Source organism: Bacillus sp. FDAARGOS_527 (assembly GCF_003812125.1).
Classification (GTDB): domain Bacteria; phylum Bacillota; class Bacilli; order Bacillales; family Bacillaceae_G; genus Bacillus_A; species Bacillus_A paranthracis.
In genome coordinates this window covers 2,796,968-2,814,716 of the sequence record NZ_CP033795.1, presented here as the reverse complement: position 1 = coordinate 2,814,716, position 17,749 = coordinate 2,796,968, and the positions used below count along the sequence as shown (strand labels likewise).

At 36.8% G+C, this 17,749-nt stretch carries 17 protein-coding genes; 12 read left to right on the top strand and 5 right to left on the bottom strand.

Annotated features, from left to right (window positions below):
* Window positions 1-134 precede the first annotated feature (134 nt).
* Window positions 135-1,028, top strand: a complete 894-nt coding sequence (locus EGX95_RS17030) for a metallophosphoesterase (protein ID WP_001099529.1) — start codon at window positions 135-137, stop codon at window positions 1,026-1,028.
* Between the two features lie 111 nt (window positions 1,029-1,139).
* Here the strand turns inward: EGX95_RS17030 and EGX95_RS17025 are convergent, their stop codons facing one another.
* Window positions 1,140-2,222: a chitinase gene (locus EGX95_RS17025; RefSeq protein ID WP_002028296.1), complete on the bottom strand. Its 1,083-nt coding sequence runs from the start codon at window positions 2,220-2,222 to the stop codon at window positions 1,140-1,142.
* A 414-nt stretch (window positions 2,223-2,636) separates the two neighbouring features.
* On the opposite strand from EGX95_RS17025, the gene gabP reads away from it, so the two are divergent.
* The 8 genes from gabP (at window position 2,637) to entD (ending at window position 11,616) form a co-directional block, all read left to right on the top strand.
* Window positions 2,637-4,031, top strand: coding sequence for a GABA permease (gene gabP, locus EGX95_RS17020; RefSeq protein ID WP_000360126.1), 1,395 nt, complete (start codon window positions 2,637-2,639; stop codon window positions 4,029-4,031).
* Between the two features lie 133 nt (window positions 4,032-4,164).
* Complete coding sequence (locus EGX95_RS17015) at window positions 4,165-4,503, top strand: hypothetical protein (RefSeq protein ID WP_002028298.1); 339 nt, start codon at window positions 4,165-4,167, stop codon at window positions 4,501-4,503.
* A 317-nt stretch (window positions 4,504-4,820) separates the two neighbouring features.
* Window positions 4,821-5,363 carry a DUF420 domain-containing protein gene (locus tag EGX95_RS17010; RefSeq protein ID WP_000228316.1) on the top strand — a complete coding sequence of 181 codons (543 nt, stop codon included), beginning with the start codon at window positions 4,821-4,823 and terminating at the stop codon, window positions 5,361-5,363.
* 117 nt (window positions 5,364-5,480) lie between these two features.
* Entirely contained in the window at window positions 5,481-6,644 is a 1,164-nt protein-coding gene (locus tag EGX95_RS17005) for an iron-containing alcohol dehydrogenase (protein ID WP_001179083.1), read from the top strand.
* A 157-nt stretch (window positions 6,645-6,801) separates the two neighbouring features.
* On the top strand, window positions 6,802-7,554 hold the full coding sequence (locus EGX95_RS17000) for a DeoR/GlpR family DNA-binding transcription regulator (RefSeq protein ID WP_000957267.1): 753 nt from the start codon (window positions 6,802-6,804) through the stop codon (window positions 7,552-7,554).
* Window positions 7,551-8,462 carry a 1-phosphofructokinase gene (pfkB, locus tag EGX95_RS16995; RefSeq protein ID WP_000640765.1) on the top strand — a complete coding sequence of 304 codons (912 nt, stop codon included), beginning with the start codon at window positions 7,551-7,553 and terminating at the stop codon, window positions 8,460-8,462. The genes EGX95_RS17000 and pfkB overlap by 4 nt, the downstream gene beginning before the upstream one ends.
* Window positions 8,463-8,475: 13 nt before the next feature.
* A complete protein-coding gene (locus EGX95_RS16990; RefSeq protein ID WP_000704653.1) occupies window positions 8,476-10,335 on the top strand; it encodes a PTS fructose transporter subunit IIABC in 1,860 nt (619 codons plus the stop codon).
* Between the two features lie 348 nt (window positions 10,336-10,683).
* Window positions 10,684-11,616, top strand: coding sequence for a cell wall-binding protein EntD (gene entD, locus EGX95_RS16985; protein WP_000734630.1), 933 nt, complete (start codon window positions 10,684-10,686; stop codon window positions 11,614-11,616).
* 62 nt (window positions 11,617-11,678) lie between these two features.
* On the opposite strand, the gene EGX95_RS16980 is transcribed toward entD, so the two are convergent.
* The gene (locus EGX95_RS16980; RefSeq protein WP_000814415.1) at window positions 11,679-11,924 is read right to left on the bottom strand and encodes a hypothetical protein; all 246 of its coding nucleotides are present in this window, start codon (window positions 11,922-11,924) and stop codon (window positions 11,679-11,681) included.
* 181 nt (window positions 11,925-12,105) lie between these two features.
* Between EGX95_RS16980 and miaA the strand changes: the two genes are divergently transcribed.
* Window positions 12,106-13,059: a tRNA (adenosine(37)-N6)-dimethylallyltransferase MiaA gene (gene miaA / locus EGX95_RS16975; RefSeq protein WP_000504942.1), complete on the top strand. Its 954-nt coding sequence runs from the start codon at window positions 12,106-12,108 to the stop codon at window positions 13,057-13,059.
* Window positions 13,060-13,080: 21 nt separating this feature from the next.
* Window positions 13,081-13,305, top strand: coding sequence for an RNA chaperone Hfq (hfq, locus tag EGX95_RS16970; RefSeq protein ID WP_000813896.1), 225 nt, complete (start codon window positions 13,081-13,083; stop codon window positions 13,303-13,305).
* An 80-nt stretch (window positions 13,306-13,385) separates the two neighbouring features.
* On the opposite strand, the gene EGX95_RS16965 is transcribed toward hfq, so the two are convergent.
* Both EGX95_RS16965 and EGX95_RS16960 read right to left on the bottom strand, forming a co-directional pair.
* On the bottom strand, window positions 13,386-15,344 hold the full coding sequence (locus EGX95_RS16965; RefSeq protein ID WP_123805688.1) for a Gly-Xaa-Xaa repeat protein: 1,959 nt from the start codon (window positions 15,342-15,344) through the stop codon (window positions 13,386-13,388).
* A 113-nt stretch (window positions 15,345-15,457) separates the two neighbouring features.
* A complete protein-coding gene (locus tag EGX95_RS16960; protein WP_000450313.1) occupies window positions 15,458-16,423 on the bottom strand; it encodes a tyrosine-type recombinase/integrase in 966 nt (321 codons plus the stop codon).
* Between the two features lie 113 nt (window positions 16,424-16,536).
* Between EGX95_RS16960 and spoVK the strand changes: the two genes are divergently transcribed.
* On the top strand, window positions 16,537-17,493 hold the full coding sequence (spoVK, locus tag EGX95_RS16955; protein ID WP_000438181.1) for a stage V sporulation protein K: 957 nt from the start codon (window positions 16,537-16,539) through the stop codon (window positions 17,491-17,493).
* A gap of 34 nt (window positions 17,494-17,527) precedes the next feature.
* Here the strand turns inward: spoVK and EGX95_RS30930 are convergent, their stop codons facing one another.
* The gene (locus EGX95_RS30930; protein WP_000181496.1) at window positions 17,528-17,662 is read right to left on the bottom strand and encodes a hypothetical protein; all 135 of its coding nucleotides are present in this window, start codon (window positions 17,660-17,662) and stop codon (window positions 17,528-17,530) included.
* Window positions 17,663-17,749 lie beyond the last annotated feature (87 nt).

Below are 17,749 nucleotides of genomic sequence, written 5' to 3'. Positions count from 1 at the left end.
ATTATAAAAATATGTTATGACTTCTGTATAAATTTGTCAAAGTGAGCAGGGCTGGAATTAAATATAACTAACATTGTTCGTGTTGTCACATTCATGTAACAATAAGGTTTTAAAGTACTTCTAGAGGTGAGAACATGAATACGTATCACGTAAAAGAAGAACAAAAAAAATCAATCGTCAAGGTATCTATAATCAGTTTTGTAAGTGTAGTAATGATTTCTATAAGTTTGTATTTCTATGCGACAGAAATAGAACGAAAACTAGTAACAGTTACGTGGAATGAAATAGAATCTTCTACAATTCCTAAAGAGTTTCATAATAAAAAAATATTGCAGTTCTCAGATGTACATTTAGGGCCAGAATTCACACTGAAACAATTAGAAAATTTGGTGGAGAAGATAAATGCATTAAGTCCAGATGTAGTAGTTTTCACAGGGGATTTAATAGATAAGTTTGGATCGTATAAAGCCGAAAGAGAAGAAGCGAAAGGGATTTTACAAAAAATACATGCACCCTTAGGGAAATATGCAGTGTTTGGGAATCATGATAGGGGCGGCGGAGGTAGTTTATTTTATAAAAAATATATGGAGGAAGCTGGTTTCGCTGTGTTAGTCAATGAAGTGCAGAAAATTAAAGCGGAAAACGGCAAATATATTACAATATCAGGTTTGGATGATTTTTTATTAGGTAAGCCGCAAATAGACTCAACTTTAAAACATGTAAGGCAACAAGATTTCAATATGTTATTAGTACATGAGCCGGATGTTGTAGACAAAGTAGCACGTTACCCAGTTGATTTTCAAATGTCAGGCCATAGTCACGGAGGACAAGTTCAAATTCCTTTTATCGGTCCATTCATTACGACAAAACTAGCTGAGAGTCATGTTGAAGGTATGTATGAAGTAGAGGGGAAGAGTAAGCCGTTATATTTATATGTAAATCGTGGTATTGGGACAACCCGAATGCCTGTTAGATTTTGGAGTGTACCTGAACTTTCAGTATTTGTATTGAAGCAAAAGAGTAACTAATGTATTCAATTCCACATCATCATTCTCAATTTGATTTTGATGAACGAGCGATGTTAATTGGTGGTAAATAAAAAACAACAATAGGTCATATAAAACCTATTGTTGTTTTCATTATTTTTGCAAGGGAATCGCATCGAAATATGTTCTATAGTTACTAGAGAATTCAAAGTTGTTTTTTGCATCCCAATTAATAGACCAAGACATTAGGCCGCGGAATGCAGGATAGCCACTCTCATTTGAAAGTTTATACTTTCCTCCGAAAGGAATTCCCTTAATGATATAATCTAAAGCTTTTTTCATTTCAGTTGGAGAAATATACCCACCACTTGGAGCGGCCGCTGGTGCTGCAGGAAGTCCAATCATTACTTGATCCGAACGAAGAGCTGGGAACATGTTATTTGCATTACCACCTACAGGAAAACCATGTAAGAGCATATCTGCCATAGCGACCTCATAGTCTGCTGTACCTTGATTGTAGTTATTACCGTCCATTCCAACCCCGCTGCCAGCGTTGTAGTGTTGAACGTGAATGTATGTCAGTTTGTCTTTCACTCCGTAAATAATCGGTAAATATGCACCCCAGATGCTTCCGTATGCACTATAACCGCCTTGAACATAAGCTGTTTCAGGAGCCATGCTTAATAGAAAGTCGGGACCGTAATGATCTGAGATTGTTCGAATAGCCGAAATAAGATTTACGATTTGAGGAGTAGTTGGGTTTTTGAAATTAGTGTCATTTCCGTTTAAGTAAATACCTGATTCAAGGTCAATATCTATTCCATCAAAACCGTATTTATCAATGAGAGATTGTATGGAATTAATAAAGCGTTGCTCAGCGGCATTGTCAGGAAGTAAAACGACTCCATTTTGTCCACCAATTGAAAGAACTACTTTTTTTCCTTTACTCTTTAAATAAGAAATATCTGATTTGAATTCTGCATCTGTACCATACACAGGAGAAAATCCAACAGTAGAACGATCACCACCAGTTTCACCGAAAGATACATTAATTACATCCCATTTTGGTGAAACGTCTCTTAATTTAATAATGCCAGTACCGTTATCAAAGTTATGCCAGTATCCAACGAGTAGTTTTGATCCTGAATTGTTTGCTGCTTGTGCTTGAAAGGGGGCTAGTGGTAGCAGTAAAAAAATGACTAACGTACAACAAATGAATTTGAACTTGTTTAACATATCAACACTCCTATACAAAAAGTTGTCTAGATGTATAATCTTGTTTATTTAATGATATCTGAAAATTCGTTCTTTCGTAAGGTGGCTATAATTTTCTCAACAATTGTATATGGAAAATTATTAAACCTAATGTAATAATTTTTATAGGAGCTTGCATTACAATTGTTAAATTCAGAATATTTTGATATATTTTAAAGTGTAGGCAAGGTTTTCACATAATACTCTTACATAAAGTGAAACTTTAATCAGTGGGGGGCATCCCCCGCTGATTATCAGCCCTCACCAATCGGGCATTTACGGGCAGTAGATTCCCGCCTAACTTCTTTGCTTCCGCTGAATTTTGAGGTGGGGGTTTTACTGCCCGTTAATGCGGGGGAAATTTCAAAATTACGTTTGGAAGGGGATGTATAAGAGTTGGATAAAAATCTTAAGAAAGACCTCAAAATACGCCACATTACAATGATCTCAATTGGCGGCGTAATAGGAGCTGGTTTGTTTGTTGGAAGTGGGGCAGTTGTGCATTCAGCAGGACCAGGTTCTATCGTTTCATATGCATTAGCAGGACTTCTAGTCGTTTTCGTTATGAGAATGCTTGGGGAAATGGCAGCTATTAACCCGACAAGTGGGTCATTTGCAACATATGCAAGAGAAGCAATTGGTCCATGGGCCGGTTATACAATTGGGTGGCTATATTGGTTTTTCTGGGTAATTGTTATTGCAATAGAAGCCACAGCAGGTGCTGGTATTATTCAATACTGGATTCCAGAAATCCCTCTTTGGTTATTAAGCCTAATATTAACGATTTTATTAACATTGACGAATGTTTTTTCTGTGAAATCATTTGGAGAGTTTGAATATTGGTTTTCTTTTATTAAAGTAATAAGTATTGTTTTGTTCCTTTGTCTTGGACTAGCTGTTATTTTAGGATTTGTACCAGGAACGGAAGCACCTGGCACTTCGAATTTAGTAGGACAAGGAGGATTTATGCCAAACGGTATAAGTTCGGTGCTACTTGGAATTACTGTCGTTATATTTTCATTTATGGGATCTGAGATTGTTGCAGTAGCTGCTGGAGAATCTGCTGAACCTGTAAAAGCAGTAAAAACAGCAACAAATAGTGTAATTTGGCGTATTCTCGTATTTTTCATTGGATCGATTGCTGTAGTTGTTACACTTCTTCCATGGAATTCAGCGAACATATTAAAAAGTCCGTTTGTAGCGGTACTGGAACATATAGGGATACCAGCGGCAGCACAAATTATGAATTTTATCGTTTTAACAGCTGTACTTTCTTGTTTAAATTCTGGTTTATATACGAACTCAAGAATGCTTTTTTCAATGGCAGAAAGAGGAGATGCTCCAAAGGCATTTTTGAAATTGAATAGTAGTGGTGTTCCAGTTCGGGCCGTTTTATTCGGAACGTTCTTCGCTTATATTGGAGTTGTTTTTAGTTACATATCTCCAGATAAAGTCTTTTTATTTTTAGTCAATGCATCTGGCGGAATTGCGTTACTCGTTTATCTCGTTATAGCTGTTTCGCATTTAAAGATCCGTAAAAAAATGGGGAAAGTAGAACAACAAAATTTGAAAGTGAAAATGTGGTTTTTCCCGTATGTAACGTATGTTACAATTGCCGCTATTATAGCTGTTTTAGTTGCGATGCTTGCAATTGAATCTTTACGTTCACAAGCACTTTTGACGATGCTTGTTACTGTTCTTATAATACTTTCTTATTTTATTTTTAATAGAAATAAAAATAGTACAGTATCGAATACTACAAGTAAGAATGAGGAATCTGTTCGATTCTAATTTCTTGTTTTCGAAGAGAGTTACACCCAATCATTGCTATAAAAGAATCATATATAATCATAAAAATGAGTAATTACTATTGTCATAGTGAATATAAACTTTTTTCTTGACTTTTTATACGAAGGCGAGCAAAATGATAAAAAAGGAAGGGGGGATGACGATGGAAGAGTACGTATTAGAGCTGTATAACCTGCTATATACGACAGAATGGCAAGATATTGTTTCGTTTCTAGGAATCGTATTTTGTATGAAAATTGTAATTGTATATATGGAAGAGCAAGGTATGTTCTATTCCTTCTCATCCCCGTTCGATATGCAACGCGAGCCGTTGCTGAACTATGCCAAGGTAAATTACGAACAATTTCCTTTTGTATTTTTCTTTATGATTCGATTTATTACAGCAATTGTAAAGAAAAAGGAAAGTGACGATGAAGAGTGCCACTCAACTTGTAATATAGCGAATGTTCTTTAAGCTAAATACAAGGAGGAGATTTATATGTGGTTTCGATTTCTTATGATTGGTTTCTTTTCATTAACAGCAATTTCTTTAATGGGATATCAAGTGTCTGAAATTTTTCAAGCATATAGCGATACATTTTTTAACAAAAATTAATCGCATTGCTATTTGAATAATAAAGCGATAAAATCCTTCTTAAGAAGTTTTATTAAGAAGGATTTTTTCTTTGTTTTGCCTTGCTGTGTCAAACTATTGTCACATTTACACTGTGAATAGTATGTTAAAATAGTGAGGTTACGTATACATATTTGAAGGAAGAGGGAGTGACCATTTTGGTGGATCAATCAACAAATCAGAAAAGCTATGCTCCTATTGTGATAACGCTTTCTGTAATTGTAAATGCGATTATTTTATTTTTGTTCTTTGGACCTGTTGGCTATGAAGGAGAAGTACATTTTGATGTAACGATTTTACCAATGTTAAACGCAATTTTTAATAGCTTTACGTTCGTATTCTTATTAGCAGCTCTATACTCTATTATTAAGAAGAATGTGAAAATGCACCGTGGTTTTATCCTAGCAGCATTTACGACGACATTGCTATTTTGTGTTTCTTATTTATCGTATCATTACTTAGCGCCGGCAACACATTTTGGTGGAGAAGGATTCATTAAATATGTGTATTTCATCATTTTAATTACACATATTATCCTAGCAGCAATTATTGTACCACTTGCATTGTTTGCACTTGTATTTGGTTTTACAAATCAATTAACACGTCATCGTAAAATTGTACGTTGGACGATGCCGATCTGGTTATATGTAAGTTTATCTGGTGTTATTGTTTACTTAATGATCTCACCTTATTATCAATAAAAAAATCTCAGCCTATAGGCTGGGATTTTTTCGTTAGGCAAATATTTTTGTAAAATGAAAAAAATATGGTATACAAAAGTATAGTTGCTTTTCATATAGAAGGGATGGTAAAGGGATATGCAAAATTTTGTATTTCGTAATCCAACGAAACTTATTTTCGGTAAAGGTCAATTAGAGCAATTGAAAACTGAAATTCCACAGTTCGGTAAAAAAGTTCTTCTCGTATACGGGGGAGGCAGCATTAAAAGAAACGGTATTTATGATAATGTAATTTCTATTTTAAAGGATATAAATGCGGAAGTATTTGAATTGACAGGTGTTGAACCGAATCCACGTGTATCAACTGTAAAGAAAGGAATTCAAATTTGTAAAGAGAATGGTGTTGAATTCATTTTAGCAGTTGGTGGAGGAAGTGTAATTGACTGTACGAAGGCAATTGCAGCTGGTAGCAAATATGATGGAGATGTATGGGATATTGTAACGAAAAAAGCATTTGCTAATGAGGCATTACCATTTGGTACTGTACTTACGCTTGCGGCAACAGGATCTGAAATGAATGCTGGTTCTGTCATTACAAATTGGGAAACGAATGAAAAATATGGCTGGGGTAGCCCAGTTACTTTCCCTCAGTTTTCAATTTTAGATCCCCTCCATACTGCGTCTGTGCCAAGGGATCAAACAATTTACGGTATGGTAGATATTATGTCACATGTATTAGAGCAATATTTCCATCATGGAACAAATACAGAATTACAAGATCGTTATTGTGAGTCTGTTTTAAAAACAGTAATTGAGACAGCTCCTAAGCTTTTAAGTGATTTAGAAAATTATGAGCATAGAGAAACGATCTTATATTGCGGTACTATGGCGTTAAACGGGATTTTAGCGATGGGAGTAAAAGGAGACTGGGCAACTCATAATATTGAACATGCAGTTTCTGCGGTTCATGACATACCACACGGGGGTGGCCTTGCGATTCTATTCCCGAACTGGATGAAGCATGTTGTAGATGAAAATGTAAGTCGTTTTAAACAGTTCGCTATTCGTGTATTCGATGTAGAAACAGATGGAAAGACTGATCGAGAAATTGCGTTAGAAGGAATTGAGGTTTTACGTCAATTTTGGACTTCAATTGAGGCACCAGTAAAGTTATCTGATTACGCTATTGGAGAAAATGAAATTGATTTAATGGCGGATAAAGCGATGGCTTATGGCGAATTTGGTAATTTTAAAAAATTAAATAAAGACGATGTTTTAAGCATATATAAAGCTTCCTTATAAGAGAATCGAGAAAAGAAACCCATTTGATATCACAATCAAATGGGTTTCTTTTTGTTGTTTATAACTGTTTGTGATTGTTTTTGGTTATTTATGAATGTTTATGGTTGATTTTTGTGATCGTTTTCATTATACTGTAATCAAAGAAGAGGTGAATAAAATGTTAACTCCTGAACGTCATCAAATGATATTGCAACTTGTAAAAGAGCAGAAGGTTGTTAAATTACAGCAATTAGTGGAAAGAACAGCGAGCTCTGAATCAACAATTCGTCGTGATTTAGCGCAATTGGAAAAACAACGGTTATTAAAAAGAGTTCACGGTGGTGCAGCTGTTTTAACAGGAAAAGGACAGGAGCCGACGATGGTTGAAAAATCATCCAAAAACATTCAAATAAAACAACAAATTGCGAAGTATGCGGCTAGCGTTGTGGAACAAGGTGATTGCATTTATTTAGATGCAGGAAGTACAACATTTGAAATGATTCCATTTTTAATAAATAAGGATGTTACTGTCGTTACGAATGGACTTATGCATATTGAAGCTTTAGTTGAAAATAATATTCGTGCATATTTACTAGGCGGAATGATGAAGAGTAGGACGAAAGCTTTAATCGGTGCTATGGCACAGGAAAGCATGCAGAAGTATCGTTTTGATAAATGTTTTTTAGGAGCGAATGGTGCACATGAACAACTTGGTTTTACAACACCAGATCCGGAAGAGGCACTTTTAAAGCAAATGGCATTAACATTAGCAAATGAAGGATATTTCTTAATTGATGAAAGTAAGTTTTCGGAAGTTGCGTTTGCGAAAATTGCCAATGTGGAAGAGGCGAATATTATTACAAACCATTTAGAAATTGATTTAGAAAAATATAAAAGACAAACCAATGTAATTGAGGCTGATAAACAATGATCTATACAGTAACTTTAAACCCATCTATTGATTATATAGTACAAGTTAATTCCTTAGAGTTAGGCGCAGTAAATCGAGCAGAAAAAGATATGAAGTTTCCTGGAGGAAAAGGAATTAATGTTTCTCGCGTTCTTCATCGTTTAGGTGTTGAAAATGTAGCGCTAGGATTTACTGGTGGATTTACCGGTCGATTTATTAAAGATGTATTACAGGCGGAAGGTGTAACAACAAACTTTATCCAAGTAAATGAAGATACTCGAATTAATGTGAAAATAAAAGGGAAAGAAGAAACAGAATTAAATGGGCAAGGACCTAGTGTGACTAAGGAACAATTTGAACAATTAATGAAACAAATTGAAAGTATGCAAAAGGGAGATTGTGTTGTACTAGCTGGAAGTGTACCAGCGTCTATTCCAACTACTTTTTATGAATCAATCGCAGCGTTCGGAGCTGAAAAAGGCATTCGTGTAGTAGTAGATGCAAGTGGTAGTGCCTTACAGCATGTAGTTAAAAATAAACCATTTTTAATAAAACCAAATCATCATGAACTTGGTGAGTTATTTGGAGTAGAAATTTCAACAGCAGAAGATATTTTACCGTATGGAAGAAAATTAATTGAACAAGGTGTAGAGCATGTTATCGTATCAATGGCCGGAGATGGGGCTTTATTATTTACGGCAGAAGGTATATATGAAGCAACTATTCCAAAAGGTGTTGTAATTAATTCGGTTGGGGCTGGAGATTCTCTCGTTGCGGGATTTGTTGGAAGATATGAACAGACAAAAGATATTGAAAAGGCATTTCAATATGGCGTTGCAACAGGGAGTGCAACAGCATTTTCAGCCGATTTATGTGAAAAGGAAAAAGTAGAAGAATTATTGTCGCAAGTAATTGTAACTAAGCGATAGGGGGAAGCAACATATGAAAATTACAGAACTATTAAAAAGGGATACAGTTATTATGAATTTGACAGCTTCAAATAAAGAAGTTGTCATAGATGAGTTAGTTGAGAAATTAAACGGGGCAAATCGTTTAAATAGCAAAGCTGAATTTAAAGAAGCTATTTTAAAGCGGGAGTCACAAAGTACAACCGGCATTGGTGAAGGGATTGCTATACCTCATGCGAAAACAAAAGCTGTTAAGCAACCAGCGATTTGTTTTGGTAGAAGTGTAAGCGGTATCAACTATGAATCGCTTGACGGACAACCTGCGCATTTATTTTTTATGATTGCTGCAAGTGAAGGGGCGAATAATACGCATTTAGAAACGTTATCACGCCTATCTACACTATTAATGGATGAAGGGTTTCGTAAGCAATTGTTAGAAGCGAAGGATGAAGAAGAACTTCTTCGTTTATTTGATGAAAAAGAAAATGAAAAAGAAGAAGAAGAGGTTGAAGTTGCAAAACCAGAAGGGAATGAACCGTACGTATTAGCTGTTACAGCTTGCCCGACTGGAATCGCTCACACATATATGGCCGCGGATAGCTTGAAAGCAAAAGCAGCAGAGCTAGGAATTGCAATTAAAGTTGAAACGAACGGATCAACAGGTATAAAAAACGGTTTAACGAAAGAGGATATTGAACGCGCAACAGCTATAATTGTTGCGGCAGATAAACAAGTAGAAATGAATCGTTTTGCTGGTAAACATGTTATTCAAGTGCCAGTCGCTGACGGGATTAGAAAAACGGAGACGCTTCTTAATCGGGCTGTAAAACAAGATGCACCAATCTTTAAAGGTGTAAAAGAGGATGGAAAGGCAGAAAATACGGAGAAAGAAAATGGATTAGGAATTTATAAGCATTTAATGAACGGCGTAAGTAATATGCTTCCATTCGTTGTTGGTGGCGGGATTTTAATTGCGCTAGCGTTTTCGTTTGGTGGTATAAAAGCAGAAGGTCCTTTAGCTGAATTGTTCATGTCTATTGGAGGAGGGGGAACAGGGGCATTTTTATTCCTTGTACCAATTTTAGCAGGATTTATTGCTAGTTCTATTGCTGATCGTCCTGGTTTTATGCCTGGTGTTGTCGGAGGATTTTTAGCGGCACATGCGAATGCTGGATTTTTAGGTGGATTAATTGCTGGTTTCTTAGCCGGATATGTTGTTTTAGGATTGAAAAAATTATTTTCAGGGTTACCAGTACAGTTAGAAGGAATTAAGCCTGTTTTGTTATATCCAGTCTTTGGATTATTGATTACAGGAGTTGTTATGCAAAAAGTAGTAATTCCGCCTGTAGTAGCATTGAATGAAATGTTAACAGGATGGTTAAATGGTTTGAACGGTACAAATGCTATATTACTAGGTCTTATTTTAGGTGCGATGATGGCAATTGATATGGGTGGTCCAATTAATAAAGCAGCATTTACGTTTGGTATTGCTGCGATAGAAGCGAAGAACTTTGGAGTGCATTCAGCGGTTATGGCTGGTGGTATGGTGCCACCGCTTGCAATTGCGTTAGCAACTACCTTCTTTAAATCGAAGTTTACAGAAGCGGAACGTAAGTCTGGTTTAACAAATTATATTATGGGGGCATCGTTTATTACAGAAGGTGCGATTCCATTTGCAGCAGCAGATCCGGTTCGGGTAATTGTCAGTTGTGTTGTCGGTTCAAGTATTGCAGGTGCATTATCAATGTTATTCCAAATTACATTACCAGCACCGCATGGTGGATTGTTTGTTATCGCTTTAGTAAATAAACCAGTGTTATATATTTTCTCGATATTGATAGGGGCAGTTGTTTCTGCTCTTATGATGGGAATTTGGAAAAAGAAAGTTAAATAATACGTGTAAAGGGAGTAGCTTTTATTAGCTGCTCCTTTTTATTACAAAAAAGGAGGTTGATAATTGGAGAATGATGAATTTTGGTAAAAGATGTAATGAAATATGATTTTTTTGTAACAAAAAAGTAATACTGTAATTTTTTCTGGAAAAAAATTCTGGTGCTTGTATGTGGAAAATATATGAAAACTATTGGGAATTCTATTGGAAATGTAATTCATTAATATGGAAATTTATGTTACAGCTCATTAATCGTATATTACGAATGGTTTGTAATTGTGTGTTTTCTAAAAATCTTAAAAATCCGTTGCTATAATAAAAATACGAAAACAAAGCAAATGGAGGCTATTCATGAAAAAATTATTAGGTATAGCAACGGCGGCAGTTTTTGGTCTTGGGATTTTTGCAGGTTCTGCGAAAGCGGAAACGATTGTAACAACAGACGTATTAAATGTTAGAGAAAACCCAACTGTAGAGTCTAAGCTTGTAGGTAAAATGTTAAGTGGAAATAAATTAGATGTTGTAAATACAGAAAACGGATGGACAAAAATTAAATTAAATGGTCAAGAAGCTTTTGTAAGTGCTGAATTTACAAAAAGTACATATTATGTAACGGCGGGTGTGTTAAATGTTCGCGCTGGAGCGAATACTGACTCTGAAATTCTTGGTAAATTGAATAAAGACGATGTAATTGAAACGACAAATCAAGTTCAAAATGAATGGCTACAATTTGACTACAATGGAAAAACAGGATATGTTCACGTGCCATTTTTAACAGGGACGGCACCTGTAATTGAGAAGAAAGAAGTTGTAACGCAAGAAGAAGTACCGGTAAAAGTAAATACGCCGGTTAAAAATAATAAAGTAGTTAAGAACAAAGAGTCTGTTAAGAATGTAGAATCAAGTAAATCAGTGGCAAAACAGCAGTCAACTACGAAACAAGTTGCGAAATCTAATGAAACAAGTGCACCGACTAGTGGACGTGAAATAACGGTAGAAGCGACAGCGTATACAGCAGATCCAAGTGAGAATGGTTCGTATGGTGGTCGTGTATTAACTGCAATGGGGCATGACTTAACAGCGAATCCAAATATGAAAGTAATTGCTGTTGATCCTAAAGTAATTCCACTTGGATCAAAAGTATGGGTAGAAGGATATGGAGAAGCGATTGCTGGAGATACTGGTGGTGCGATTAAAGGAAATCGTATTGATGTTTTAGTTGGCTCAGATGGTAGTGCGAATAGCTGGGGGCGCAAATCTGTAAAAGTGAAAGTTATAGAGTAGTATATATGTATTAATATAAAAGGCGGTTGCTTGAAAGTATGTAAGCAATCGCCTTTTATGGATTATTGAAAAGGATAAATAGTTTTACCTGTAATAATTTTATATGCGCTGCAAAATTGGTTTTGTATATACTCTGTATCTTTATTTTCTAGATGTAATGTTGTTTCTTGGAGAGCAGAATGAAAAGAACGTAGTAAACAATTTAAGGCGAAGTATAATTCTTCTTGTGAACAATTGTGTTCTTTTGTAGCAGTAGCTAAAATGAGGTCTTTTGTCAAAGATGAAAAATTGATAGTGGATTGTTTCATAGTTAACTCATCCTCTCGAAGGTATTTTTAATCATGTATATGCGGAATTGGACAAACTATGTTCTTTTTTATTTATAATTTCATGTACCGTAATGAAAGAACTTGCAATCATGCCGTTAAAATTGGTAAGATTGGATATAATCAATAGATGGAGTACATTACATAAAGAGAGTTGAATGATATGGGAGAAGTGCAACGTGAAAAAGTTGCTGTCATCATTGGACCAACTGCTGTTGGGAAGACGAAGTTAAGTATTGATCTTGCCAAAGCGTTAAATGGTGAAATTATAAGTGGAGATTCCATGCAGATTTATCGTACGATGGATATTGGAACCGCAAAGGTGACGAAAGAAGAGATGGACGGAATTCCACATTATATGGTTGATATAAAAAATCCGGAAGAATCATTTTCGGTTGCCGAATTTCAAGAACGTGTTCGTAAGCATATTCGCGAGATTACAGAGCGTGGTAAATTGCCGATTATCGTTGGTGGAACTGGTCTGTATATACAATCTGTTTTATTCGATTATCAGTTTACGGATGATGCTGGTGATGCTATATACCGAGAACAAATGGAAAAGTTAGCATTAGAACGTGGTGTGGAATATGTACATAAGAAATTACAGGAAGTAGACCCAGAAAGCGCTGAGCGTATTCATGCAAATAATGTACGCCGTGTCATTAGGGCGTTAGAAATTTTCCACACGACGGGTGAAAAAATGAGTGATCAACTTGAAAAACAAGAAAACGAGTTATTATACGATGTTTCCTTAATTGGCTTGACAATGGATCGTGAAATGCTATACGATCGCATTAACTTACGAGTTGATATAATGATGGACCAAGGTTTATTAGAAGAAGTAGAAGGGTTGTATAATCGAGGGATACGAGATTGTCAATCTATTCAAGCGATTGGGTATAAAGAGATATATGATTATTTTGAGGATCGTGTCTCTTTAGAAGAAGCGGTATCACAATTAAAGACGAATTCACGTCGTTATGCAAAACGTCAATTAACGTGGTTCCGTAATAAGATGGATGTCACATGGTTTGATGTTACAGACGGTGAAAAAACGTCAGAAATTTTACGATACATAGAAGGAAAGCTACAACGAAAGTCGAATAATAGTAAGTAGAGAAAAAGAGGAGGATTCGACATGAAGCAATCAATCAATATTCAAGATCAGTTTTTAAATCAACTCCGTAAAGAGAATACGTTTGTTACGCTGTACTTATTAAATGGTTTCCAGCTTCGTGGATTAATTAAAGGATTTGATAATTTTACAGTCCTACTGGAAACAGAAGGTAAGCAACAGCTTATTTATAAACATGCAATTTCTACATTTGTACCACAAAAAAATGTTTCAATTGAATTAGAATAGTAATGAATTATTGTACATAACAAAAAAGAGCGAAATTTCTCGCTCTTTTTTTATTTGCTATAAACAATAAATAGTGAAATTTAAGCGATTCTAAATACAGTTAGACGAATGTTAGTGTTTCCTGTTGCAGGGATCGTAATCTCGTTAAGAGTAGATTGGACAGAAATGTTTGCTCCTGCAGCTAATGTTTCGATTGTAGTAAATGAAAGTGAGTCGCCTATTAAATTTGAAGAGAAGTTGTCAGTTGCGACTGCTCCATTTATTGAAATTCCTACTCCGAGTGGCGCACATCCTGGTGCAGTTGTAGAGATGGATACGCTAATTACATAAATACCACCGTTGATAACTGTAACTGTGTCTGTGCCATTAAAGATAATATTATTTACGTTAATTGCAGTACTGAAGATAAAGTTATTAAATTGTAGTACTGTTTGTTGAATGTTGTTTGTTACAACAATTGTTGCTATAGGGAAGCTAGGTCCAGTAGGCCCAGTAGGTCCGGTAACTCCTATACCAGTAGCGCCCGTTGGCCCTTGAACGCCTTGAGGCCCAGTGGCACCAGTAGCACCCGCCGGTCCTTGAGCACCTTGAGGTCCAGTGGCACCAGTAGCACCTGCCGGTCCTTGAACGCCTTGAGGCCCAGTGGCACCAGTAGCACCCGCCGGTCCTTGAGCACCTTGAGGTCCAGTGGCACCAGTAGCACCTGCCGGTCCTTGAACGCCTTGAGGCCCAGTGGCACCAGTAGCACCCGCCGGTCCTTGAACGCCTTGAGGCCCAGTGGCACCAGTAGCACCCGCCGGTCCTTGAACGCCTTGAGGCCCAGTGGCACCAGTAGCACCCGCCGGTCCTTGAACGCCTTGAGGCCCAGTGGCACCAGTAGCACCCGCCGGTCCTTGAATACCTTGAGGTCCCTGAGGTCCAGTAGGTCCAGGAGGCCCACCAGAAGGTCCAGTAGGTCCGGTAACTCCTATACCAGTAGCACCCGTTGGCCCTTGAACACCTTGAGGTCCAGTGGCACCAGTAGCACCCGTGTTACCTTGAGATCCAGTGGCACCAGTAGCACCCGTGTTACCTTGAGATCCAGTGGCACCAGTAGCGCCCGTGTTACCTTGAGGTCCAGTGGCACCAGTAGCGCCCGTGTTACCTTGAGGTCCAGTGGCACCAGTAGCGCCCGTGTTACCTCGAGGTCCAGTGGCACCAGTAGCACCCGTGTTACCTTGAGATCCAGTGGCACCAGTAGCACCCGTGTTACCTTGAGGTCCAGTGGCGCCAGTAGCGCCCGTGTTACCTTGAGGTCCAGTGGCGCCAGTAGCGCCCGTGTTACCTCGAGGTCCAGTGGCACCAGTAGCGCCCGTGTTACCTTGAGATCCAGTGGCACCAGTAGCGCCCGTGTTACCTTGAGGTCCAGTGGCACCAGTAGCGCCCGTGTTACCTCGAGGTCCGGTAGCACCAGTAGCCCCCGTATTACCTTGAGGTCCAGTAGCACCAGTAGCCCCCGTATTACCCCGAGGTCCGGTAGCGCCAGTAGCACCGGTAGCCCCTGCTGGCCCAGTAGGTCCAGTAGGTCCTTGAATGAATGAAGCAGAATTAACTAGAGCGGTTTGTAATGCTGCGATTAATTTAAGAAGCTCTTGAAGTGTGCAAGGGTCAATTCGGAATAGTTTTGTAATGGATAGTAAATAGTTAATTAGATTTTGAAGCTCGATAAATACAGCGCTTGCTACGAAAGTTGGATTTTTTAATATAGTTATTAAGTTTTTAATAATAGCTAACCCTTGTGCTTTCAGGGAGGAAGTAGCATCTAGTGAACAAATAAATTTACTTAGTAGGTTCAATGTATCAATTAGATCTTCAATATTTTGGGGAGATGGATTTGCGAAAAGTTTTGGGATTATTTTTGTTAAATCGATAATGATTGCGCGGAATGTTCTAAGTTGTGCCTTAGTAACTGGGATTGATGGAGTATTTGGAATTCGTCCAGCGCTACTTGGAAAGCATGGTTTGGAGAATTTGTTCTGACTGTCGTTATAATGAGACATTAAATCTCTCCTTTCTAATGAGGATATGAACGAAACTCATCATAGTAGATGCAAAAATTAGTTAAATGGTCATAGTAAAATCGTTTGTTTGAAGAAAAAATAGAAAAAACGCCTTATAATAAGGCGTTTTTTCTATTTTCTGCGTATTGATAATATCGTTTTAGTGAAATCTTTGATTTGAAGCCAGCTAGCTTTATAATTTCTGACTCCGGAGTTTCTTTTTTTATTAAGTTTAAAATATAGGTGTTACGAAAGTGTTGTCCTGAGATTCCTTTGCGTAAATTAGCTCTGGATACTTCAAGGCGAATCATTTTTTGGATAGCGATTTCTGTTAATCCCTTCGGTGCATCATTTTCGTATACCCATCTATATGTTCCGCGATTAAAATCGAATGCGACAAATAATGGGTCATTACTATGATATTTTGGACGAACGGGTTCGGGGATGCTTTTGTAATAAGTATATAGTTGTTTTTTGTCTTCGCTAGTTAAAGTAATTGTTCTTTCTACTCCTGCGGTTGCAGGTATAGATAATGTGTTAGTTTCAAAGTGGACGTGATGCATAGTTAATGCTGTAAGTTCCTGTAAGGATAATCCATAGTCAATTAATAAATTTAAAATAGCGATATTACGATCCATCAATAAAGGGCGTACAGGACGTTGTTTTTCTGAAAGTCCTTCTAATGAAGTGACTATATGTTTTAATCTTTTTTCTTCATCAGATGAAATGAAATCTTCATTGCGGAGTGTGCGGTCTGGTTGAATAGAAATTTCCATGTTCTTTAATGGGTTGGGAATATTTAGAAAGTGATGCATTCGATTTAATACAATGAATACACGGTGCATCGTTTTCTCTGAGTAATGTCGATTCTTTTTTAAGTCGGAAAAGTAATCTTCGTAGTCTTTTGTACAAAGTGTAGCCCATATATTACTGGAAGGGAGCTTTTTGTTTTTTTCTAACCAATGTCCGAAATCTTCAATGTCATAAACATAACGTTTAATGGTTGAAGGTTTTCGGCCTTTATTCAATAAAAAAATAGAAAAGGCTTGTATTGTATCATGGAATTCCGTTGTCTCCATAGTCCCACCACCTTCATTATTTCTTTTATTATAGCAAACTTTTCTGAAAATAGTCATTTGCAAAGGAGACAAGAATAATAATATTTGGTGAGTGGATAAAATGAGGTGATTGTATGGAACAATCGATGCGAAAGAAAAATAATAATCAAATTAACATTGTGTTAAATCATCGAAAGAAAATTTCTTTACCGGCTGCAGAAAATAAAACAGTAATTTCAAATGAAACTACTACGAAACATGAGATGCTGCAAAGAATTGAAGAAGAGATGGGAAAACTCGTTGGGATGGATGATATAAAAAAGATAATAAAAGAAATATATGCTTGGATTTATGTGAATAAAAAAAGACAAGAAATAGGATTGAAGTCTGAGAAGCAAGTACTCCATATGTTGTTTAAAGGCAATCCGGGTACAGGGAAGACAACTGTTGCTAGAATGATAGGAAAATTGTTATTTGAGATGAATATTCTATCAAAAGGGCACTTAGTTGAAGCTGAACGTGCAGATCTTGTAGGAGAGTACATCGGTCATACGGCTCAAAAAACAAGAGATTTAATAAAAAAAGCAATGGGGGGAATTTTGTTTATTGATGAGGCTTATTCATTAGCACGAGGGGGAGAAAAAGATTTTGGAAAAGAAGCAATTGATACGCTCGTAAAACATATGGAAGATAAACAACACGGTTTTGTATTGATTTTAGCTGGATATTCCAGAGAGATGAATCACTTTCTTTCATTGAATCCAGGACTGCAATCTCGTTTTCCGTTTATAATTGAGTTTGCGGATTACTCAGTAAATCAGCTGTTAGAAATAGGGAAGAGGATGTATGAAGAACGTGAATATCAGTTATCGAAAGAGGCTGAATGGAAATTTAGAGATCATTTACATGCTGTAAAGTACTCATCGCAAATTACATCCTTTAGTAATGGACGATACGTCCGGAATATTGTTGAAAAATCGATTCGTACACAAGCTATGCGGTTGTTACAAGAGGATGCGTATGATAAATATGATTTGATTGGAATATCAAGCAGTGATTTGATGCTTGAAGAGGAGACGCACAGTACGTAAGCTGTGCGTCTGTTTTTCTGTATAAGTGCTTCTATTATTTTTTTGCTTTTTCTTGATAAGATTTATGGAATCGTTCCATTTTAGCACTTTTTTCGTGTGCGGAATTAGGGTCGTGTCCAATTTGACCTACTGAGCTTTTTTGAGCCCCTTTATTCACATGGTTTGTCATTTGTATTCACCTCGCTTTGAGGATTAGTATAAACATTCTGTAAAGAAAAACTCATTAGAAAAGAAAAACCCCTTTACGATTTGTAAA

Excerpts from the sequence above, each read along its gene's own strand:
- EGX95_RS17030 (WP_001099529.1), top strand. The coding sequence starts at position 135 with ATGAATACGTATCACGTAAAAGAAGAACAAAAAAAATCAATCGTCAAG.
- EGX95_RS17025 (WP_002028296.1), bottom strand. The coding sequence starts at position 2,222 with ATGTTAAACAAGTTCAAATTCATTTGTTGTACGTTAGTCATTTTTTTA.
- EGX95_RS17015 (WP_002028298.1), top strand. The coding sequence starts at position 4,165 with ATGATAAAAAAGGAAGGGGGGATGACGATGGAAGAGTACGTATTAGAG.
- EGX95_RS17005 (WP_001179083.1), top strand. The coding sequence starts at position 5,481 with ATGCAAAATTTTGTATTTCGTAATCCAACGAAACTTATTTTCGGTAAA.
- EGX95_RS17000 (WP_000957267.1), top strand. The coding sequence starts at position 6,802 with ATGTTAACTCCTGAACGTCATCAAATGATATTGCAACTTGTAAAAGAG.
- pfkB (WP_000640765.1), top strand. The coding sequence starts at position 7,551 with ATGATCTATACAGTAACTTTAAACCCATCTATTGATTATATAGTACAA.
- EGX95_RS16990 (WP_000704653.1), top strand. The coding sequence starts at position 8,476 with ATGAAAATTACAGAACTATTAAAAAGGGATACAGTTATTATGAATTTG.
- entD (WP_000734630.1), top strand. The coding sequence starts at position 10,684 with ATGAAAAAATTATTAGGTATAGCAACGGCGGCAGTTTTTGGTCTTGGG.
- EGX95_RS16980 (WP_000814415.1), bottom strand. The coding sequence starts at position 11,924 with ATGAAACAATCCACTATCAATTTTTCATCTTTGACAAAAGACCTCATT.
- miaA (WP_000504942.1), top strand. The coding sequence starts at position 12,106 with ATGGGAGAAGTGCAACGTGAAAAAGTTGCTGTCATCATTGGACCAACT.
- hfq (WP_000813896.1), top strand. The coding sequence starts at position 13,081 with ATGAAGCAATCAATCAATATTCAAGATCAGTTTTTAAATCAACTCCGT.
- EGX95_RS16965 (WP_123805688.1), bottom strand. The coding sequence starts at position 15,344 with ATGTCTCATTATAACGACAGTCAGAACAAATTCTCCAAACCATGCTTT.
- EGX95_RS16960 (WP_000450313.1), bottom strand. The coding sequence starts at position 16,423 with ATGGAGACAACGGAATTCCATGATACAATACAAGCCTTTTCTATTTTT.
- spoVK (WP_000438181.1), top strand. The coding sequence starts at position 16,537 with ATGGAACAATCGATGCGAAAGAAAAATAATAATCAAATTAACATTGTG.
- EGX95_RS30930 (WP_000181496.1), bottom strand. The coding sequence starts at position 17,662 with ATGACAAACCATGTGAATAAAGGGGCTCAAAAAAGCTCAGTAGGTCAA.